At 52.3% G+C, this 21019-nt stretch carries 16 protein-coding genes; 15 read left to right on the top strand and 1 reads right to left on the bottom strand.

The genetic code is table 11. The features are described 5' to 3' along the window. Nucleotides 1–620: 620 nt before the first annotated feature. The 3 genes from MKY96_RS12520 to MKY96_RS12510 all read left to right on the top strand — a co-directional run bounded on the left by MKY96_RS12520 (nt 621) and on the right by MKY96_RS12510 (nt 4246). On the top strand, nt 621–1892 hold the full coding sequence (locus MKY96_RS12520) for a BNR-4 repeat-containing protein (protein ID WP_340940765.1): 1272 nt from the start codon (nt 621–623) through the stop codon (nt 1890–1892). Between the two features lie 192 nt (nt 1893–2084). Then, nucleotides 2085–2858 carry an ABC transporter ATP-binding protein gene (locus tag MKY96_RS12515; RefSeq protein ID WP_340940763.1) on the top strand — a complete coding sequence of 258 codons (774 nt, stop codon included), beginning with the start codon at nt 2085–2087 and terminating at the stop codon, nt 2856–2858. Nucleotides 2859–2989: 131 nt separating this feature from the next. After that, entirely contained in the window at nt 2990–4246 is a 1257-nt protein-coding gene (locus tag MKY96_RS12510; RefSeq protein WP_340940762.1) for a peptidase G2 autoproteolytic cleavage domain-containing protein, read from the top strand. Between the two features lie 107 nt (nt 4247–4353). Here the strand turns inward: MKY96_RS12510 and MKY96_RS12505 are convergent, their stop codons facing one another. After that, nucleotides 4354–5652: an alpha-glucosidase/alpha-galactosidase gene (locus tag MKY96_RS12505; RefSeq protein ID WP_340940760.1), complete on the bottom strand. Its 1299-nt coding sequence runs from the start codon at nt 5650–5652 to the stop codon at nt 4354–4356. Nucleotides 5653–5833: 181 nt separating this feature from the next. Between MKY96_RS12505 and MKY96_RS12500 the strand changes: the two genes are divergently transcribed. The 12 genes from MKY96_RS12500 (at nt 5834) to MKY96_RS12445 (ending at nt 20982) form a co-directional block, all read left to right on the top strand. Continuing rightward, nucleotides 5834–6730, top strand: a complete 897-nt coding sequence (locus MKY96_RS12500) for a helix-turn-helix domain-containing protein (protein ID WP_340940758.1) — start codon at nt 5834–5836, stop codon at nt 6728–6730. Continuing rightward, nucleotides 6727–7476: an AIR synthase related protein gene (locus MKY96_RS12495; RefSeq protein WP_340940757.1), complete on the top strand. Its 750-nt coding sequence runs from the start codon at nt 6727–6729 to the stop codon at nt 7474–7476. Before MKY96_RS12500 ends, MKY96_RS12495 begins: the two co-directional genes overlap by 4 nt. A 1360-nt stretch (nt 7477–8836) precedes the next feature. Next, entirely contained in the window at nt 8837–9799 is a 963-nt protein-coding gene (locus tag MKY96_RS12490; protein WP_340940756.1) for an NAD(P)/FAD-dependent oxidoreductase, read from the top strand. A 74-nt stretch (nt 9800–9873) separates the two neighbouring features. After that, complete coding sequence (locus tag MKY96_RS12485; protein WP_340940755.1) at nt 9874–11298, top strand: spore germination protein; 1425 nt, start codon at nt 9874–9876, stop codon at nt 11296–11298. A gap of 34 nt (nt 11299–11332) precedes the next feature. After that, nucleotides 11333–12436 carry a GerAB/ArcD/ProY family transporter gene (locus MKY96_RS12480; RefSeq protein ID WP_340940754.1) on the top strand — a complete coding sequence of 368 codons (1104 nt, stop codon included), beginning with the start codon at nt 11333–11335 and terminating at the stop codon, nt 12434–12436. 18 nt (nt 12437–12454) lie between these two features. Further along, entirely contained in the window at nt 12455–13633 is a 1179-nt protein-coding gene (locus MKY96_RS12475) for a Ger(x)C family spore germination protein (protein ID WP_340940753.1), read from the top strand. A 46-nt stretch (nt 13634–13679) separates the two neighbouring features. Continuing rightward, complete coding sequence (locus MKY96_RS12470) at nt 13680–13898, top strand: hypothetical protein (RefSeq protein ID WP_340940752.1); 219 nt, start codon at nt 13680–13682, stop codon at nt 13896–13898. A gap of 137 nt (nt 13899–14035) precedes the next feature. After that, nucleotides 14036–14986 carry an ABC transporter permease gene (locus MKY96_RS12465; RefSeq protein ID WP_340940751.1) on the top strand — a complete coding sequence of 317 codons (951 nt, stop codon included), beginning with the start codon at nt 14036–14038 and terminating at the stop codon, nt 14984–14986. After that, complete coding sequence (locus tag MKY96_RS12460; protein ID WP_340940750.1) at nt 14980–15885, top strand: carbohydrate ABC transporter permease; 906 nt, start codon at nt 14980–14982, stop codon at nt 15883–15885. The genes MKY96_RS12465 and MKY96_RS12460 overlap by 7 nt, the downstream gene beginning before the upstream one ends. Before the next feature lie 97 nt (nt 15886–15982). Continuing rightward, nucleotides 15983–17605 (top strand): extracellular solute-binding protein, encoded by a 1623-nt coding sequence (locus MKY96_RS12455; RefSeq protein WP_340940749.1) that lies wholly within the window; start codon nt 15983–15985, stop codon nt 17603–17605. A gap of 102 nt (nt 17606–17707) precedes the next feature. Continuing rightward, on the top strand, nt 17708–19174 hold the full coding sequence (locus tag MKY96_RS12450) for a response regulator transcription factor (RefSeq protein ID WP_340940747.1): 1467 nt from the start codon (nt 17708–17710) through the stop codon (nt 19172–19174). A 140-nt stretch (nt 19175–19314) separates the two neighbouring features. Continuing rightward, nucleotides 19315–20982: a sensor histidine kinase gene (locus MKY96_RS12445; protein WP_340940746.1), complete on the top strand. Its 1668-nt coding sequence runs from the start codon at nt 19315–19317 to the stop codon at nt 20980–20982. Nucleotides 20983–21019 lie beyond the last annotated feature (37 nt).

Below are 21019 nucleotides of genomic sequence, written 5' to 3'. Positions count from 1 at the left end.
AAGAGTGGATGATGCGCTTGATGGTTTGAAATTTCTGCTGGAAAAGCCCGGGAAACCGGGCTTTTCGTGCTGCATGAGATACATTTCATAGCTTGGGCAGAATGTGGCTGGAGGCTAGCCATGAAGTGCATTAATACCCCTGAATTTACCGAATATGAGCCAAATGAGCCAATGGAGTGCATTAATACCCTTGAATTGAGCGAAAGTAGGCGGCGAGCGTAAATGAAGTGCATTAGTACCTCTGAATTCAGTGAATGCGGGTCAGACGGGAAACTGTAGTGCACTAGTGCACCTGAGCTACAGCAATCTTGCAATTGTACAGTAACATTCCTTTTGGCAGCGTGCTATTCTTGGGCCAGCAACATTAGCAGTAGAGCACGAAGCAGCACATATCACATTAGTTCCGAACCTAGCACACGGCAGTAACCAGCTCACTAATATCAGTACATTTGTTCAAAAGGGAGGCGGGGCTGAAGAAAAATGTATGCGTTTACACTCAAGCGAGTTTGGATTCAATTTTTATTCGCTTAAGCTCCATTCAGCAGGCAGGTAATACGTTCACATTGCTACCCTGTATCTATTTATGTGCGTAAGGTCATGAGATGAAGGAGGCTTAATAAATGAAGCAGATCAAACATTGGATGCTGGCTCTAATTATGACACTGCTGCTGACTGTAGTGCCTGCGGGGGCTGGGAGCGCGGCGGCTGTGCTGGAGGAGGTGCCTTTTCCGATGGATTCCAGCAATCAGGCGGGTTGGTGGTCCCCTATTGCCACTTATGGGCTTGGCTATGAGTATGCCTATATGGCCTATAACGCCCCAGGATCGATACCCGGTAAGCATACAGTAGCTATTGCAAGAAGAGACAACGACGGGGGATGGAGCAAGCTTCCACTCATGGATGGGACAACCCCTGCGGAATATCTGGACGATCTCGGGCATAACCAGCCTTCTATGGCGAGAGACGGAAGCGGGCGGTTCCACGTATTTGCTTCTATGCACAGCAATGCCTGGCGCTATTACCGCTCAGATACCGTGGGCGGGATTCCGCAGAATCACTCGGACGAGCTGCCCGCAGGCATGACGGTAACCTATCCGGTTGTGACGACTGCTCCGAATGGAGATCTGTATTTGCTGGTGCGTGCTGACAAAGACCCCGCCGGCAAAAGAGAGGCCGTTCTGCTGCGCTGGAACAATTCCGATTCCGTATGGACTCAGGTCAAAATCATTGCGGCGCACCTCAACCGGTCTGTCTATCCCGATGACCTAGTCTTTGATGCGAACGGCGATCTGCATATCTTGTTCGAGTGGGCGTACTTCGCAGCCAGCCCGCTGCGCCATCAGTTGTCCTATCTGAAGTACAGCCCGTCCACGGGTGTATTCAGCAAAGCCGACGGAACTCCGGTCACAGCACCGGTCTCCCTGACTACTGCGGACATCGTGCAGCCAATGGCTCCAAGCGAAGCCTATGTGCAGAGCGGCAGTGACTCCGGCGGTCCGGGCGTACAGAGCGCTAAGATGACGCTTGACTCTGCGGGTCGTCCCGTAATCGCTTACCGTTACCGTGAGGAGGGCAGCACAAGCTTTGCGGTGAAGCAGGCCACATACGGTGCAGGCGGCTGGAACTTACAGACCGTCTATAACGCTGCTCCCACGAATGCGGCGATCGATGTGACCTGGACCGGTACAGGAGCAAGAGTCTATTATGTCAAAAGCAGCGGAACTGACCGTGCGTTCATGGCAGTGAACAGCGGCGGAGGCTGGACCGAGACCTCGCTTGCACCGGGTATCCCGGTTGAACGGCTGGCGGTAGACCGCAGCCCGAAGGGGATTGATACCTTGTATCTGGTAGACGTAACGAACCTGAAGTTATACTACGGACGAAATAACTAGGCCAGGTAAGGGGATTTACACAACATAACTATCTACAAAAGAAAGAACCCGGACATTCGACATTCGTCCGGGTTCTTTCGTATTGCATATATACATACACGCGCTTGATCCCGTACAGCAGGAAGCGCAGAATACATTGTGCTGCTATAATGATCGAAGAAGACTATTGCAGGCAAGGAGGAGCAACGGAACATGATTATATCGCTTGAAAATGTATCCTGGCGGCGTGAGCAGACGATGATTCTGCAAGATATGAATTGGCAGGTGGAGAAGGGACAGCACTGGTGCATAGTCGGTCTGAACGGATCAGGCAAGACGACGATGCTGAATGTCGTGAACGGCTATATCTGGCCGACCCAGGGTCAGGTGGAGGTGCTGGGCCACCGCTTCGGTGATGTGGACCTGAGAGAGCTGCGCAAGCGGATCGGCTGGGTCAGCACCTCTTTGCAGCAGAAGCTGTACGGCCATCAGACGGCGCTGAACATCATTCTGAGTGGCAAGTTCGCCACGATCGGGCTATACGACAAGACGGAAGAAGAGGACCTGAAGCAGGCAGCGGAGCTGCTGGAATTCCTGGATTGCTCGGTCCTGGCATCGCGCACTTATGATACCCTGTCGCAGGGACAACGCCAGAAGATTCTCATTGCACGCGCACTGATCGCCAATCCCGAGCTGCTCATTCTGGATGAGCCTTGTACGGGACTTGATATTTTTGCGCGGGAGCAGCTGCTGCAGATGATCGAGAAGATCACCAAGCAGGAAGGCGGCCCCACCTTGCTCTATGTGACCCATCATATCGAGGAAATTACGCCGTGCTTCACGCATACCCTGCTGGTTAAGAAGGGGGAAATCTATAAAGCTGACGAGACGACGGAGTGCCTGAAGTCAGAGGTGCTCAGCGATTTCTTCGATACCCCGGTTGAGGTGCAGGAGCATCATAACCGGAGATGGCTTACGTTGGGTTGAATAAGAGGCGTTGCAGGCATCCATCACAAATAGTGTTTTGTACCCGGGAGACATGCCGTGTCCATTCCATCAAGTCCGCAATATTGTGTAGGGTAGGACCATAAAAACCACAATATTAGGAGGAATGGCTTATGGCAGATGAAGGATGCAATCAGACCGCTTCCGGAGCTTGCTCACATGCAGAGGGAAACTCCACGACCGCCAGCGGGTTTGCTTCTCACGCTGAGGGCTATGAGACAACAGCCAGCGCTTCTGCGGCACATGCGGAAGGCTACCAGACCATTGCATTTTTGGACACGGCCCATGCCGAAGGGAATGGGACACTTGCTACAGCACCAGCCGCACATGCGGAAGGCTACAAGACCTATGCAATCAGTGACGCTGCCCATGCTGAGGGAGGTTTAACTGTTGCTTCCGCACCTCAATCTCACGCTGAGGGTGCTCAGACGACTGCTTCGGGTGTGGCTTCACACGCAGAGGGCAATCAGAGTACTGCAAGTGGAGAATATTCCCATTCCGAAGGCTACCTGACTGTAGCAGCTGGTGATGCTGCTCATGCAGAAGGCTTCTCAAGTCTGGCCAATGGGCTTTCTTCTCATGCGGAAGGTTCCTTCACTGAGGCCAATGGAACCTTTTCCCATGCAGAAGGTTTGTCTACAATTGCAGGTGCTCAGAACTCTCATGCTGAAGGGAACAGTACGGTTGTTCTTCCAGATCACCTTGATGCTCATATTATGGGTGTTTTTGGTGAAACACTGTTTCCTGCATCTTGGCATTTAGCCAATGGTAATCCATCCACATCTAGCTTGGCTGCTGCGCTTGAGGGGTCAACCGGAAATTTATACCTTCAAGGCACGGTAATGAATTTTGGGGCGGATTATGCCGAAATGTTTGAAACGGTAGATGGATTGCCGATAGAGCCGGGTTATTTTGTGACCACGGATGGGGAGCGGGTAAGAAAAGCAACGCCAGCAGACAAATATATCTTGGGGGTGGTGAGTGCTACCCCTTCTGTCCTTGGAGATGCAAGTCCCTTGAACTGGAAAGGCAAATACGAGAGGGATGAATGGGGCAGGGTTAGATATGAAGACCGGGAAGTGAAGGCGGTGACAGACAGCAAGGGCAAAGTTCTGGCGCCTGCGTATACTGTGAAAGCTGCTGTGATTAATTCCCAATTCGACTCTTCCCAGACTTATGTCTCACGGATTGGCCGTCCGGAATGGGTGGCTGTAGGAACCATGGGCAAGCTTCTGGTCCGGGATAATGGAACCTGTCAGGTGAACGGATATTGTATGCCTGATGAGAACGGAGTGGCGACTGCTTCTGCCGAAGGGTACCGCGTTCTTGCGAGAACCGCACCGGATCAGATTAGAATTTATGTGAAATAAATGGTTCTGCAAGCGGGCGCAGCTCAAAAATATAAAGCAGCGATTCTCCTGTTAACGGAGGATCGCTGCTTTTGTTATGGAGGTATGCCTAAAATATAGCCTGGAATTTATTGATACTTCGGCAGCCAGTCACCATGAGCCGCGATCAGATCGTCGCACATGCTGACAATGTCGTCCATCGACAGCTCGGCGGCGGTGTGCGGGTCCAGCATGGCGGCGTGGTAGATATGATCCTTTTTGCGAGTCATAGCGGCTTCTATGGTCAGGAGCTGGGTGTTAATGTTGGTCCGGTTCAGCGCTGCGCACTGCGGCGGCAGATCGCCTACAAAGGTTGGCGTTACGCCGCTTCTGTCTACCAGACAAGGCACCTCGACACAGGCTTCACGCGGCAGATTGGTGATCAGGCCCGTGTTCATCACATTACCGCCGATCTTGAACGGTACATCCGTCTCCATGGCTTCCAGGATGTAAGAGGCATATTCATGGGAACGCTCATGCGTCAGATCCTGATTGTTCACCAGCTCCCCGCGCATCTGCTCCCACTGCTTAATCTGTTCCACGCAGCGGCGCGGATATTCATCCAGCGGAATCTGGAAGCGTTCGATCAGCTCCGGGTAGTTCCGCTTGATGAAGTACGGATGATACTCGGCATTGTGCTCGGAGGATTCCGTAATATAGTAGCCGAATTTCAGCATCATCTCATAGCGGACCATATCGTAGTGAGGCTCAAGCTGCTTCTCGGCCGCACGCCGTTTGATCTCCGGGTACAGGTCCTCGCCGTCTTTGGTGACTTCAAGCAGCCAGGCCATGTGGTTGATGCCGGCGATTTTGGCTTGAACCCCTGTCTTGTCAATGCCGAGGTGGTCGAATAATCCAGGAATACACTGCTGAACGCTGTGGCAGAGTCCAATGGTATTCACCCCGCCGTAAGTGTTCATGACATTCGTCAGAACAGCCATCGGGTTCGTATAGTTCAGGAATAGCGCATCCGGGCAGACCTCACGGATATCCGCTGCAAAATCCAGCATAACCGGAATGGTACGCAGATTGCGGAAGATGCCGCCGATCCCTACCGTGTCCGCAATGGTCTGGCGCAGGCCGTATTTCTTGGGAATCTCAAAATCCGTAATCGTACAAGGATCGTACCCGCCGACCTGAATGGCGTTCACCACATATTTGGCCCCGCGCAGCGCTTCCTTGCGGTCAGTATACGTATTGACGGTACAAGTGCTGCCGCTGCTTTTCTTCAGATTCTGGAGCATGCTCGCCGAGTCGTTCAAGCGCTGAAGATCGATATCATATAGGGCAAGCTCGAAGCCCTGCAGAGCGGGCGTAGCCATGATATCTCCGAGGACGTTTTTGGCGAATACTGTACTTCCGGCACCGATAAATGTAACTTTAGACATAAGAGTCTAACCTCCTGTGGGTTGCTGAAAATGCTTCTGTCCTTCAATGATTTTGAAGGAACGTCTGGCAGAAATATGAGGTTTCAGAAGCTTTTTTCGCTTGTTTCTTCTATAATCACTATAGAATAGAACCGAAGGCCCGCCTATGGAGAAAGACAAGATAGATATGGAGGAATGTTGCATGAATCCGGATCATTACGAGTTCACTCTGGCCATTAACCTCACACCGGAGGAGCAGGATTTGTCAGTGCTGTTCAGCGGCGAGGGGAGACCGCTTCCCGGACATACGATTGGACCGTCCGTACATGATTTCTATTTAATACATACCGTTCTGGAGGGCGGAGGCCTGTTCGAGTGCGGGACGTTCGCGGCGGAGTGCCGGGCGGGAGACACCTTCGTGATTATCCCCGGGTCATTGTTCAGCTATAAGGCCGACCTGGACACTCCATGGCATTATGCGTGGGTTGCATTGCAGGGCATTGGGGTACTGGATCTCCTCAGAGCTGTCGGGATCACCAAGGATCAGCCCTTTATCCGTTCCGGCGAAGGTAACGCCGCTGAGCTGCATAGCTTGTATGAACGTATCCGGCAGGCGTTCAAGCAATCTGCGTATCCGCGGCTGGAGAGTCTGGAGGCGTCGGGCTGGGCAAGGCTGCTGCTGCATCAGTTAGGGCGGAATAATCTTGCAGCCTTGCCGCCGAATCCGTCCGGGATGCCGGAGATGATCGACCGGCAGATCGACCAGGCGATCCGCTGGATTACACTGCAATACCATCAGCAGATCAGCATCGATCACCTCGCGTCCTCGCTCGGCTATCACCGGGTTCATTTATCCAAGGCGTTCAAGCAGCGGACCGGAATGTCACCGAAGCAGTATCTGCTCAAAGTCAGAATGGACAAGGCCAAGGAACTGCTCGCAAGCCCGCTGACCATTGAACAGGTGGCCTCTTCCGTCGGCTTCAATGACGCCTTGTATTTCTCCAAGCAATTCCGCAAAGCTACCGGCATGCCGCCGAGCGAGTACCGGGCAGGACTCAGGAACGGGAATGAAAAAGAGACAGGGGGATCAAACATATGAAACCGCAAGTTCAGCGAATCCGGGATCTGACCATAGTACGAAGAGAGGGAGGGCGCTTGCTGGTCATCGGCTGCGATTCCAGCGCCAGCATCGGGAATAAGCCGATGGATGCGGTGAAGACACCCCCTGCTGTTGCAGGCTATTATGCTGCCAGAGTTGCAGTAATGGAGGTGCTGTCTGTGGGGGCGGAGATCTTAACGGTCATCGATACCTTAGCGGTAGAGAAGGAGCCTACAGGGAAGGAGATTATAAGGGGCATCCGCAAGCTGCTTCAGGAAGCCGGACTGAATGCCGCCCATGTGAACGGCAGCACCGAGGATAATTTCGTGACCTGTCAGACCGGTATCGGAATCACTGTGATTGGTGAGGTGGATGAGACGCAGTTGAAGGTAGGGTGTTCACAGAGCGGAGACTGTATTGTGATGCTGGGCGAACCGCTGGTCGGAAGCGCTGTTCTGGAGCAGGAAGCAAGCCAGTGTACCCTCCGTCAGCTCCAGCTTCTGGCCGCTGCTCCTGAAGTCCATGACATTCACCCGGTCGGCTCGAAGGGAGCAGGGTATGAAGCGGAGCTGCTCGCGGAGTTGAACGGCTGCGGCTTCCAGCCGGTGCCTGGAATAGCGGATAAGCTACAGTCATCCGGTGGGCCGGCGACAGCGGTGATTTTTGCGGCTGAGGAACGTAGCCTCAGAGAGCTTCAGTCCAGAATAGGCGGAAGGATGGAATTGATCGGTTATTTGCAGGATTGAACAGCCTGCGGAAGGTGAATACAGCGCTAACAAAACGGCTTTGATTGAGCCAGATATGGCTTGCCGGTGAACAAATGAAACGTATCTTAATTTCCTGCTTTCTGCGGGATTAAGTGCAAAAACAGGCCCATACGTTCCACAGTAAGTGGAGGAAATCCAACTAGTAGAGCAACAGGTTTAAATTAGTGAAAACCGTTTTTTGCAGCGCCCCGAGTAGCGTACCCACTCATAGGCGATAGGCTTAATTGTATTTTGTACAACTAAAACGCCTGGTTTGCTCCCCAGTATACGTTTAGCTGTATTTCGTACACTTAAAATCCCCGCTTTCCCGAGTTTCCACCCGTTGGGGCAGATTTAGTTGTACAGATTACAGCTATAGGGGACAAGCCTTCTTTTTCACTGTTTTTAAGTGTACATTCTGCAACTATCCCTGAATGTCTACTTGGAACTACACGCCATAAAGCACTGCATGGTTGAACTGCATTAAAACTGTAGGAATGAGTCTCTGAGTTCTCCCCTTGACTAAAAGTAACTACATTCCAAGACGTGCGCGCATTAGTTGAAGCTCTCCCGCCAACCCAATGTTCTGTTGCACCAAATAACCAACTGATTGTATTTACTGCAATGGAAGCCTCATATTTTGCTGTGAAATGGGATTCTACTGTATTTCGTACAGCAGAAAGTTGCATTTCAGGTGAAAAATAGCCATTGCTCGAGATTCAACTGTACAGAATACAATAGAGCCTAGGTGATAGCCATTTTTACAGCATTCTATTGTACAAAATGCAATTGCTATTGTTCTAGCTAGTACAGCATCAGATGTTTAGCTACAAGAATGAAGCCTTCGCGTGATAAGGTCTGATCATTGTCATATTCACAAGATTAGCTCTGATGATGTACTAGCTTCGCTCCCGCAATGCACACATCTCGGGCTCATCCGCTATCCTAGCGCCAAGAAGCGGCCGAATTGACATCTTTCAAATTCAAAGTTATTATAGACACACATAGTCCCTAATTAGGGCGATGCAGATATGTATTACAGATTGTTGATGCAGATTGGACGATGTATATGTGCAATACAGATTAGCAATACAGATTAGCGATGCAGATGAGCGATAGAACTGAGCGATGGAGAAGAGGAGGAAGTGTTTAATTTTTTGAAATATAAGAATTTATATGTTGCACACGATAAATTATCCTTCTATTTCTCGCTGAAACGGTACCGTCCTTTAAAAGGACGGCAAAGCCGTTTCCACTTGCGGAAATAAAAGACTACAGAAGTCCCTAATATCCGCAAACAACCCCGTCGTCACCCGCCTATACCGAACTCACCACAACCACACACAAGGAGGATTTACAAATGAAGAACCTGGAAAATACTGATGCCGCAAATGAACTTAATGCTGATGCCGCAAATGCAGATGTAATAATTATCGGAGGAGGGCCTGCCGGGCTTAATGCTTCGCTGATGCTGGGCCGTGCACGCAAACGGACGATTGTTATAGATGCCGGGCAGCCGCGCAATGCGGTCACCCGGGAAGCCCATGGCTTCCTGACCCGGGACGGGATCGCTCCATTCGAACTCCGGCGGATTGCCATAGAACAGCTTGGCGCTTATCCATCCGTTTCACATATTGAAGATACAGTAGTGTGCATTACCGGGGAGGATGGGGCCTTCCTGCTGGAGACCGCTTCAGGGCTTAAGCTGACCAGCAAGAAGCTGCTGTTCGCCGCAGGCATGAAGGACCGCAGGCTGGACATTCCGGGGCTGACCGAGGTCTACGGGAAGAGCGCCTTTGTCTGCCCGTATTGCGATGGCTGGGAATTAAGAGATCAGCCGCTGGTAGTCATCAGCAGAGGAGCAGCACTCATGCATCTGGCTCCGTTGTTATATGGGTGGACTAAGCAATTTGCGGTCTGCACGAATGGACCCGATGAGCTGACAGAAGCAGAACGCGCAGAATTGCGTGCTCATGCTATTCCGTTATTCGATACTCCTATTCGCGAGATTGCATCAGATGAAGGCATGGTTAACCATGTGAAGCTTATGGATGGAACAGAAATTCCGTGTACAGGCATCTTCTTCAAGCCGGAGTTGGTTCCGGGAACGGATCTGCCGCATTCCCTGGGCTGCCGGATATCCGAGCAGGGTATTCTTGAAGTCGGCGAGACCGGTCAGACCAGCGTGCCCGGAATCTACGCCGCAGGGGATGCCGCCTCCATGATGCATCAATCCATCGCTGCTGCCGCATCAGGCGCGCTGGCCGCTGCGGCACTGAATGGTGAGCTGAACCGGGAAGCCTGGAAGGCTGGGCTTGCATAATTCTTCCCCCAATAGCACAGGATAACATGACTATGAATATGAAATTCAAAGGGTAGAGCAGGGAGGGAGTACAGATGAATACTGCAACGGAAGCAGAACCGGAGACCCAGCTGACCCGGCGGCTGGCAGAGAATGAACAGGTGCTGCGCGGAGTGTTTGCGGGCTGTGAGGATGTGGTGTTCCATCCGTTCCAGACGGTTCATCGTACTTCCGCGCTCTGTGTGTATTGTACAGGATTATGTGATACGGAACGGCTGGAGCAGCAATTGCTGGCACCTCTGGAGCAGACCGGCCTTGCAGTTGAACCGGCTGTGGAAGGGTCTGCTGAGGTTCCGGTCGCCTCGATTCACCAGATTATGACCGTAGAACAAGCCGTTACAGCGATCCTGGACGGCGAAGCTGTGCTGTTGATGGACGGCCTGGCTTCGGGTAAAGGCTATCCGCTATACAAGGTGCCCACCCGGACCCCCGAAGAACCGGCGGCTGAATCCACTGTCCGCGGTGCCCGTGACGGATTCACGGAAGCTCTGGCTATGAATCAGTCTTTATTGCGTATGCGGCTTAAGACGCCGGCGCTGAAGCTGCACTCCAAGACTATTGGCGAGTATAGCCATACGAAGGTCACCCTCGCTTATGTGGAAGGAATTATTCAGCCGGGACTGGTCACTGAAGTCAATAAACGGCTAAGCCGCCTGAAAATCAAGGATGTGCTGGAGAGCCAGTATATTGAGCAGGGCATCATTGACCAGCCCTATTCGCCGTTTCCGCAGATGATTGCCACGGAGCGCCCGGATGTGGTGGTATCCAATCTGCTGGAGGGCCGGTTTGCGCTGCTGATTGACGGGACTCCCTTCAGTCTGATTGCCCCGGTCAATATGTTCTCCATGCTGCAATCCCCCGAGGATTACTACGAGAACATTTACATGAGTATTTTTGTCCGCTGGCTCAGATACATCTTCTATGCTCTGTCGCTCCTGCTCCCCTCGGCTTACGTCGCCATTACCACCTTCCATCAGGAGATGATCCCCACCGTGCTGCTGCTGAGTATTGCGCGGGCGAGAGAGGAGATTCCTTTTCCGGCCCTGGTGGAAGCGCTCATTATGGAGATAGCCTTCGAGGCGCTGCGGGAGGCAGGCGTCCGGCTGCCGAAGCAGATAGGTTCCGCCGTCAGTATCGTGGGCGCGCTGATTATAGGCCAGGCTGCTACCACTGCTGGAATTGTCTCTGCACCGATGATCATTATCGTGGCCATCACAGGCATCGCTTCCTTCATGGTTCCGCGTTATTCCGCCAGTATCGCAACCCGTCTGCTGCGCTTCCCCATGATGATTCTGGCAGGCACGCTGGGGCTGATCGGCGTCATGCTCGGCATCATCCTGGTGGTCATTCATCTCAGCAGTCTGCGTTCGTTCGGCAGGCCCTATCTGTCACCGGCAGCTCCGACGTTCAGCAAGGGCTTGAAGGATGTATTGTGGATCTCGCAGCCGCGGAGCAAATGACGGCAGCCGGAGTTCACCAGAGAAGAGGATTCTTATGTTGACTGACAAAGGGAAAATATCTGTTACCCAGCTGGCCTTTCTTGTTTTCCCCTCGATTCTTGCCACCGCTATCCTGTCTGTTCCCGGGATCACCATGCATTATGCAGGACATGATATGTGGTTATCGCCCATCCTGGGCTCGCTGATTGGAGTAACGGTTATAGGGATCTCGCTTGGACTGAACCGTCTTTATCCCGGCAAGACCATTATGCAGTCCAGTCTGCTGATCGCCGGGTGGCTGCCGGGCAAGGTGATCGGGCTGGGTTTTCTGCTCTTTCTGCCCCATTTGAACGGCCTGATTATTCTGGAATACGGCGAGTTCATTGTGAATAATGCACTTCCCAGAACGCCCCTGCTTGTCATTATGGGGTCTATGGTTGCAGTCTGCGCAATTAATGTGAGACTGGGCATTGAGGTGGTCAGCCGGACTGCACAGGTGTTCGTTACGCTGCTGGTGGTGATGCTCTGCCTGATCTTTGTGCTTCTGATCCGGGAGCTCCGGCCTAGCGAGCTGCTTCCGTTCATGGAGAATGGGCTGGTGCCTCCCATTAAGGGCGCGGTGGCCCCGGCGGCATGGTTCAGCGAATATATTGTGCTGGCCTTCCTGCTGCCCTACGTCAACAGCAAGAAACATCTGGGCCGGACGATGCTCGTCTCGCTGGTCGCAACAACACTGGCCATGACCGTGACCAATCTGTTCTGCCTGCTGCTGATGGGAGATCTGACGGACAGCTTTGCTTTTCCGGTGATGATTGCTGCACGTTACATTACGATTGCCGATTTCTTGCAGCATATTGAGGCTCTCATTATTGCGATCTGGATCTTCGGGATCTTTGTCAAAATCTCTGTCTTTCTCTACATCTTCGCCACCTCAGCCGCCGAATGGTTCGGGCTGGACGATTATAGACCGCTGGTGATTCCGCTCGCCTTCGTAAGCATGGTGTTCTCTTACTGGGTAGTGACCGGCGCTGCGGGTGTGGCTGCGCTTATCAGCGCTTCGGCTAACATATACACAATGATGTTCCTGGTGGGGCTTCCCGCCGCAATCTATGGACTGGCCCTGCTGAAGAAGGGGCTGAAGCGTCTGAGCAGAGGATGATCATAAGGAGGGAGGGCAATGCGGGGCTTCAGAGCCATGATTATGCTTCTGCTGAGCAGTATACTGCTCAGCGGATGCTGGGACCGGACGGAGATTAATGACCTGGCGATCGTGCTCGCCACCGGCGTGGATTATAAGGACGGCCAGGCGCAATTGACGGCCCAGATCTTCATTCCGCGTAAAGGAGGCGGCGGCTCAGAGAGCGGCGGGGCAGGCGAAGGCGCAAGCGGAGTCACCATGACCCGCACAGCTGAAGGAGTGAACATTGCGGAAGCCTTGAACCGGCTGCAGCGGAAGGTCGCCCGCCATATGTTCTGGGGCCAATGTGAGGTGATTGTAATCAGTGAAGAGGCAGGGAAGCAGGGGCTGCGCGAATTTGTTGATTTCTTCCTTCGTTATCCGCAGTTCCGCGAACATGCGTATATCTTCTCCAGCAAGGATTCCGCCAAGAATATTCTTGCCCTGCTGGACCCGCTGGAGCGCAGCTCCTCCGAATCCCTCCGGGAAATGGCAAATATGAACCTCGGCACGCGTGTGACCCTGCTGGAATTGTCCCAATCCCTCCAAGGGGCCAGCGGTTCGGCCATCCTAACCCGTATCCTGATTGCTCCCCCGGAACCGAATGATGGTCCGAATGCGACGACTCCCTCACTCAAAGGGTTAAGCCTGTATAAGCAGGGCCGTTATACACTTACTGTCAAAGAACCGGTAAGCCTTGGAGTACTGCTCATGATTAATGAGCTTAATAATATTATTATGCCGGTAGCTCTGGAGGGGGAGGAGGGCTCCTTCTCGATTCTGTCTAAACAAATCACCACCATGCCGACTCCAAGCATCGTCAACGGGGAATGGATGATGAAGATCCGGATTGTGGCGAGTGGAGAGGTGGTCCTGAATACAACCGATGCCAACCTGACTGATCCGTCGAAGGTGATGGCGCTGAAGAAGGCGTGGGAGAAGAGGCTCAAGGAGGCTGCTTATCAGGCACTCCACATGTCGCAACAGGAGCAGAAGACCGACTTTTTCAGATTCGCCGATGCCTTCCGCAGACATTACCCGCAGCAGTGGAAGGCGAAGAAGGAGCAGTGGGAGGCTATGTACCCCGGGCTGCAGGTGGAGGTCTCCGTCAAGACGAGTATTACCGGGAACGGAAGAGCAACCGGACCCCAAGGCATACCGGAGCAATCGGCCAACTGACGGAGGGTATGCCTGAATTCCAGCAACCATACAAGGATGTGGTAGCATGAAAATGGCAATGATCCTAACGATTCTGCTGCTGTCTGCCGGGATCATTATTTTTGAATTCCGGGGCAGTAAGGACAAGAAAGCCAGAAAGGTTATAGCAGGCATTACGTTTGCGGCGGCGGGGCTTACCATTCTTCTTTTATTTCAACCAGGCCTGCCGGGTCCTACAGAACTGGTGAAGCTGTTGTTCGGCAGAATCGATCTGATTATGAAATGAAGCTTAAGGCAGCTCCTCCGGGGGCTGTCTTTTAAGTTTTTACCAAATTCATTTAAGCGATTACATTTTCTTATCTCCCCGGCTGACTATAATGAAAAACAGGAGAGCTCCTTAATACAGCCGGAGGGATGGGAGAAATGAAAGCGGTTTTAGACAATCAGCAAGATCAGATCGGATTAGTCCGAAGACATACCTTTTGGCTCAGAATCAGGAGGGACGCCCTGCTTTATGTCCTGTTGCTGCTGCCTTTGCTGTACATTGCCATTTTTAAATATGCACCGATTTACGGCTTGATTATGGCCTTTCAGGATTACAATATTTTTAAGGGCACGAGCGGAAGCGAGTGGGTCGGTCTCGATGTGTTCCGCTTTATTTTTCAGCAAGACAGTTTCTATCGTGCCCTCAAAAATACGCTGGTCCTCAATGTGCTGGATTTAGTGGCAGGCTTCCCGGCCCCGATTATCCTGGCGATTCTGCTTAACGAGGTCCGTATGGCAAGGTTCAAGAAATTAACGCAGACGATTCTCTATCTGCCGCACTTCATGTCCTGGGTAATTATCGGCGGGATTGTCTACCTGATGTTCTCGAACAGCGGGATGGTTAATCTTTTCCTGGATAGTCTGGGCCTGGCGAAGATTGAATTCCTGTCACAGAAGGCCCCATGGCTGGCTACTTATATTACTGTAGGGGTATGGCAGAATATCGGTTGGGGCACGATTATTTATCTGGCGGCCATCACCGGAATTAACAAGGAGCTGTATGAAGCGTCCGATATGGACGGCTGCAGCAGACTCCGCAAAATGTGGCATATTACACTGCCGGGCATTAAATCTACGATCAATATTCTGCTGATCCTCCAGATTGGCCGAATGGTATCGATCGGGTTCGACCGCCCGTTTGTGATGGGGAATTCACTGGTCAGCGAATATTCCGATGTCATCAGTACCTTTGTGTACAGAGTGGGCATCAGCTCGGGAGACTTCTCCCAGGCAACAGCCGTTGGACTGTTCCAGTCTGTGGTAGGGCTGACTCTGCTGATTGGTGCCAACTATATTGCGAAGAAATTGGGTGAGGATGGGATATGGTGAAAGCGTCAGGGATTATACGAACAAGACGGATTGGCCGGAAAACAAGTGTGGCAGATATCGCGATTATCGTCTTTATTGTGGCCTTGTCGTTCACCTGCATTGTTCCATTCTTATATATGATAGCGCTATCATTTAGCTCCAACGAAGCGATTATCTCGCAAAAGGTAGCGTTATGGCCGGTTGACTTCACGCTTGAGACGTATAAGACGATTTTGAGCGATGTCGACATGCTGTACACGCTTGGCTACAGTATTGTGCTTACGATTTTTTACACGGCGGTGTGTATGTTCCTGACCATCTGCGCAGCTTACCCGTTAACGAAGAGACGGCTGTGGGGCAGAAACTTTATTCTGTCGGCTCTCGTCTTCACCATGTATTTCAGCGGCGGTCTGATTCCCTCCTACATTCTGGTCAAGAACCTGGGGATGATGGATACGGTATGGAGTCTGGTGCTGCCGGGCGCGATGAGCGTATTCAACCTGATTATCCTGAAGACCTTCTTCAGCTCTCTTCCCGAGAGTCTGGAGGAATCGGCGTCGATTGACGGGTGCTCGGATCTGGGGATTCTCCTGCGGATTGTACTGCCTCTCTCGTTGCCTTCGATTGCCACCTTAAGCCTGTTCTATGCGGTAGACCGGTGGAACGGATTCCAGGACGCGCTATTCTATATCACCAAAAAAGAGCTTTATCCCATGCAGCTTAAGCTGTACCAGATCATCTCAGCCAACCAGCAGCTGGACAGCCAGCAGGGCGGCGAAGGCAGTGTCGGCTCGTTCATTGTGCCGGAGTCGCTGAAGGCTGCAAGCGTCATGTTCACCACCATTCCGATTCTGCTGATCTATCCCAAACTGCAGAAGTATTTCGTTGACGGTGTAATGACGGGCGCGATCAAGGGCTAAAGCGGGTATACTCCGGGGAAAGGAGGGGGGCCGGCTGGCGAAAGTTGAAGCGGCCGGGGCAAGGAAGCTATAATCTGGATTACTATCATGATAAGGTATGAAAGGGTGGTATACCGTGAAGACAGGCATCAAGAAAATATCGGCCGTTCTGTTCAGCACCGTGCTGCTGACAGGCGTTGCAGCAGGCTGCGGAGGCAATGACAAAGAGAGTAAAGAGTCCGCCGCGCCGGAGTCGTCAAATGCAGCAAAGTCCCCTTCTGATCCTCCTGCCAAACTGACGGTAGAGGTGTTCGACAGAGGGGTTCAGGGCCAGCCGGATTTGAATAATAATACCTGGACGAAATACGTCAATGAGCACTTCGGCAAGCCCAATAACGCCATTGTTGAATATGTACCGGTTCCCCGGTCCCAGGAGGTTGATAAGCTGAACGTATTAATGGCTGCGGGCCAGGCTCCGGACATCTCGTTCACCTATGACGGGGCACTGGTCACCCGCTTTGCCAAAAGCGATGGCCTCCACACGCTCGACGAGCTGCTTGAGAGCCAAGGCCAGCAATTGAAGGCATATCTCGGAGAGAACGTTCTGTCTTACGGCCAATATAACGGCAAGCAGGTATCGATCCCGGGCAAGCGCACCCTGCTCGCCTGGAACGGGATGTTCATCCGTAAGGATTGGCTCGACAAGCTGGGAATGCCGCTCCCGACCAATAGGGATGAGCTCTACAATACGCTGGTGGCCTTCCGCGACAAGAACCCGGGCAATGTGAACGGCGTCATTCCCTGGGCAACGGCGGCAGCCGGCATGAACTATACCTTCGGCAACCTGGTTCAATCCTTCTGGGGTCAGATGTCAGAGGAGGAATTCGTCACCACGCCGAACTGGCTGAAGCCGGGCAACAAGGACGCCTACAAGTGGCTGAATAAGCTGTATAATGAGAAGCTGATCAGCCCGGATTTTGCCCTGGACAAAACCACCAAGCAGGCGGATGCCGATGTCACCAACGGCAAGGTAGGCTTCTATGCCGCCAACTGGGATTATCCGATGACCCAGAAAATCCGTGAACCGCTGAAGCAAAATGCGCCGGACGCCAACTATATTCCGATTGATACCTTCAAAAATGCCGAAGGCAAATACATCAAAGAGGTATATAATGAGAATGGAATATTCTCCTTCATCCCTAAAAGCAGCAAGAACGCAGAGCTGGCTATAAAATATCTGAACTGGATGGCGGACCCGGAAGTGATGTTCTTCCTGCAGTTCGGTGAAGAAGGCGTTAACCATACGCTGAAAGACGGCATCCCGCAAGGGATTTCACAGACCGGCGAGAATATGATGACGAGTAATTTGAATATGGACTATACCGTGATTGTGAACGGCGCTGAGCTGGGCGATACGGAGAAGAACGTCAAAACCTATGCCGCAGCCCTGGCCTCCGGGGATAAGCAGTATGAGGCCCTCGCTATGGAATCCTACAAAATCAACACGACAGACGGCTATTCATCCTTCTATTACGGGGTGCCAAACGAAGCTAATATCAAATACGGCAAGACGCTGGGCGATATGAACAAGCAGATGATTGACCGGCTGGTGGTGGCCAAGGAGGCCGAGTTCGACGCCTTATACGAGAAGCTGGTGAAGGAATATATGGATGCCGGCGGTAAAGCGGTTCAAGATGAGAATGTGAAGAACTACAGGGAAGTTAAAGCGAATACCAAATAAGTCTTGAAATACGGATAAACCACGAGGATGATTATAAGTGGTTTATCCGCATTTCGTTTACGGGGTAAGCCCAGATGAATTCACAGGTTCAGGAGGATATCCATGTACAAGGTCATTATTGTAGATGATGAGTCGTGGGCGATTAGAGGGATCAGCAATGCCTTTGACTGGGAGCAGTATGGCTTTGAAATCTCGGGACAGTTCACAAGTGCGTACAAGGCGTGGGAGGCCATCGCCTCGCAGGAGCCGGATTTGGTAGTTACGGATATCCGGATGCCGGAGATTTCCGGACTCGATCTGATGAAGCGGGCCAAAGCACATGGAATAGATACTGAATTCGTCATTATCAGCGGGTATGCGGAATTTGAATACGCCCAGGAAGCGCTGCGCTTCGGGGCACTCGATTATTTCCTGAAGCCGCTTGATGTGGATATGGCCGATACGTTCCTGGAGAAGCTCGCCTTGCACTTCTCCCGGCGAAGTGCTGCGCGCAACCACCTCTTGCTGGATGCGCTTACCTCGGCAGATGAAGAAGAGATCAGGCGCTACCTTCCTGCCGGCTCGAATGCCGGGTGCTGCCGGGTGCTTGCCTTTCACTATGAGGAAGACAGGCCGAAGCCCGCCGGACTGCTGAAGCTGGACGGGCTGCCGGTTCGGCTGCTGGAAGTGGAGACCGGAACGAGCACCCTGCTGGCTGTTCTGATGACAGAACAAAAGAGTGAGCTGGAAGGAATCACGGAGGAATGGCCAGCTGGCGCCAGCAGTCCGGCGCTTCCTGTTGTGGGGATCAGCAGCATCGGCAGCGGGCTTAAGCAGATCAGCAAGCTGATCAAGGAAGCGGATCTCGCGGCCTCCAGAGTATTTGTGGATGAGGTTTCCGGCGCCGTTCACTATAGTCCGAAGCTTCATCTGGTGAAGCCCTGTATAGATGAGCTGCAGACTATAGTTCATGGGAATCAATATGACAGCATCGAGACATACACTCTTGGTTTGCAGGAATACTTCAGGCTTCATGAGCTGGGAATGAGCGAGGTTGTCTACTTATGGAATCAGGCTGTCGGACTTCTGATCAGCGCCTATCCGGAGGAACTCAGGGACATGGAGCTGGAATTCCTGAATTATGCCGAGCTGAAGGAGCGGTTCGAGGACCTGGAGTCGCTGTGCAGCTTCCTGCATGACGTTCTTACCGTGCTCCGGCAAGGGAATAGCCGTGCTTTGCAGGAAGGGGATATTCTATCCTGCTTCAACCGGATGGTCGCCTATATTGACCGTAATTATGAGCAGAAGCTGTATCTGAAGGAGCTGTCGGTCCAATTTTTCATCAATCAGGTGTATTGCTGTCAACTGTTCAAGAAGAATCTGGGCAAAACCTTCTCTGAATACGTGGCTGAGCTGAGGATCAGGAAAGCCCGCGGGCTTTTGAAGCAGACAGATCTGTCCATTGAGAACATTGCCATCCAGTCCGGGTATGTAGATTACTATTATTTCAATAAGGTGTTCAAGAAGCACTGCGGGATGACGCCCGCCAAATTCAGAAAAAGGGAAGCCGAACGGAGCAGCAGGCCATGAAGACCCGCAAGGTGAAATTGAAGCATCAGCTATGGCTATTCTTCTGTTGCTCTATTGTTATATTCACGATTATGGAATTTTACTTTTTCTATAGTTTCTCTAATCTTACGCAAAAGAGAGCTGTTACTTACAGCAACCAGATGATAGAGCAGACCCGCCGCAAAATTGATTCGGTGTTCAATGATATCCGGGTCAGCACCGGCTTTGCGGTCAACAACAAGCTGATTCAGGAATTCACTCTAGCGGATGATGATTACAAAAGAGCGTTCGACAGCGCACCCTATGCACTGGATCTGATGGAATATATGCGGTCCTTCAATTCGTATGTGAACGGAATCATGGTCAATGACCTCCAGGGTAGACGGCTCTCCAGCGAGGATTCTGCAAGCGGCGATATTTTTTATATTAATCCGTATGAGACCTTTATCCGCCCGTACAAGAACGATCCTGCGCTCCGGCAAAAGGGGAAGTTCACTGCCATTCTGAGAGATGACCGGACAGGGACAGAACAGTTCTTCTATATCGCACCCATTGTGGAGTCCATCGGAGGCGTCCACTTCTCACAGATTACGGGTTACTGCATGGTGATGGTCAATATGGACAAAATGCAGGGGCTGGTGGCGAATACGGAATTAACGCAGAACTCCACCTTGTATATTCTGAATAACCGGGACGAGGTGGTGGCATCCACCAATTCCTATGCGCGGGGCAATGTGATCAAAGATGTGCTGTCCATGGATAAGAACCAATTGCTGAACGGGGTAAAAGCAACGATCGGCGGCCAGGAGGTTCTCGTCCAGGTGAAGGGGCTGGAGCAGGCTGACGGATGGCGTGTGGTCAGTATGATCCCGGTGCAGGAGCTGACTGCCGACATGATCCCCATGCGGAAGGTTAGCATTATCGTGGGGATTGGCATTATTGTCAGCATGATACTAACCGGCAGTTTTTTCATGAGTAATCTGATGCGTCCCCTGATGGGACTGGTCATGGACATGAAGAAGGTGGCAGGGCGGGATAGGGGCTTCCGGATTAAAGTCCGGTTCACGAACGAGGTAGGCCTGCTGGCCCAGGATATTAACCGGATGATGGACGAGATGGACGAAATGACCCGCGAGATGTTCAATACCCAGGCCAGACTATACGAATCCGAGCTGAGCCAGAAGCAGGCGGAGTTCTCTGCCCTGCAGAGCCAGATTAATCCACACTTCCTGTATAATACGCTGAATTGTATCAGCAGCATCGGACTGGAGTACGGAAGCCGGGAGATTGCGCAGATTACGTACTGCATGTCCAAGATCTTCCGCTACAGCATCAAGAAGGATGATCTTGTGCAGATCCGGGAAGAGGTGGACTGCATTCAGGCCTATATGAAGATCATCCTGATCCGCTACGAGAATAAATTCTCTCTGGCGCTTGATGTGGAGGAGGGCTTGCTGGAGCTGCAGACGCCCAAGATGATCCTCCAGCCCATCGTGGAGAATTCGGTCTATCACGGGCTGGAGCGGATGGATCAGGGCGGACAGCTTCAGATTACAGGGAGCTTGGATGAGCGCGGGGATGTATGCTTCTGTATTACGGATACCGGCAGGGGAATGGAGCCGGAGGAGCTGGCCGCCCTTCAGGCCAAGCTTGGACTGGAGCATAAGGAGCTTGCCCTGACCGGGCAGTCGGCGCAGGGCATCGGGCTGCTGAATATTCATAACCGGCTCCGCCATCTGTTCGGAGAAGGCTACGGACTTACCGTTGACAGCCGGCTGGGCTATGGGACAACCGTGAACGTGAAGATTCCGAAGCTGCCAGGGGGCTGAAATAGCAAGTGAGTGTGAGTAATGAGGGGCATTAGTG

Source organism: Paenibacillus sp. FSL R7-0302 (assembly GCF_038006885.1).
GTDB lineage: Bacteria > Bacillota > Bacilli > Paenibacillales > Paenibacillaceae > Paenibacillus_AQ.
This window is presented reverse-complemented; position numbering and strand designations above follow the sequence as displayed.

What these genes read in the sequence shown, in the direction of transcription:
- MKY96_RS12520 (WP_340940765.1), top strand. Translation starts at nt 621, where the DNA reads ATGAAGCAGATCAAACATTGGATGCTGGCTCTAATTATGACACTGCTG.
- MKY96_RS12515 (WP_340940763.1), top strand. Translation starts at nt 2,085, where the DNA reads ATGATTATATCGCTTGAAAATGTATCCTGGCGGCGTGAGCAGACGATG.
- MKY96_RS12510 (WP_340940762.1), top strand. Translation starts at nt 2,990, where the DNA reads ATGGCAGATGAAGGATGCAATCAGACCGCTTCCGGAGCTTGCTCACAT.
- MKY96_RS12505 (WP_340940760.1), bottom strand. Translation starts at nt 5,652, where the DNA reads ATGTCTAAAGTTACATTTATCGGTGCCGGAAGTACAGTATTCGCCAAA.
- MKY96_RS12500 (WP_340940758.1), top strand. Translation starts at nt 5,834, where the DNA reads ATGAATCCGGATCATTACGAGTTCACTCTGGCCATTAACCTCACACCG.
- MKY96_RS12495 (WP_340940757.1), top strand. Translation starts at nt 6,727, where the DNA reads ATGAAACCGCAAGTTCAGCGAATCCGGGATCTGACCATAGTACGAAGA.
- MKY96_RS12490 (WP_340940756.1), top strand. Translation starts at nt 8,837, where the DNA reads ATGAAGAACCTGGAAAATACTGATGCCGCAAATGAACTTAATGCTGAT.
- MKY96_RS12485 (WP_340940755.1), top strand. Translation starts at nt 9,874, where the DNA reads ATGAATACTGCAACGGAAGCAGAACCGGAGACCCAGCTGACCCGGCGG.
- MKY96_RS12480 (WP_340940754.1), top strand. Translation starts at nt 11,333, where the DNA reads ATGTTGACTGACAAAGGGAAAATATCTGTTACCCAGCTGGCCTTTCTT.
- MKY96_RS12475 (WP_340940753.1), top strand. Translation starts at nt 12,455, where the DNA reads ATGCGGGGCTTCAGAGCCATGATTATGCTTCTGCTGAGCAGTATACTG.
- MKY96_RS12470 (WP_340940752.1), top strand. Translation starts at nt 13,680, where the DNA reads ATGAAAATGGCAATGATCCTAACGATTCTGCTGCTGTCTGCCGGGATC.
- MKY96_RS12465 (WP_340940751.1), top strand. Translation starts at nt 14,036, where the DNA reads ATGAAAGCGGTTTTAGACAATCAGCAAGATCAGATCGGATTAGTCCGA.
- MKY96_RS12460 (WP_340940750.1), top strand. Translation starts at nt 14,980, where the DNA reads ATGGTGAAAGCGTCAGGGATTATACGAACAAGACGGATTGGCCGGAAA.
- MKY96_RS12455 (WP_340940749.1), top strand. Translation starts at nt 15,983, where the DNA reads ATGAAAGGGTGGTATACCGTGAAGACAGGCATCAAGAAAATATCGGCC.
- MKY96_RS12450 (WP_340940747.1), top strand. Translation starts at nt 17,708, where the DNA reads ATGTACAAGGTCATTATTGTAGATGATGAGTCGTGGGCGATTAGAGGG.
- MKY96_RS12445 (WP_340940746.1), top strand. Translation starts at nt 19,315, where the DNA reads ATGATAGAGCAGACCCGCCGCAAAATTGATTCGGTGTTCAATGATATC.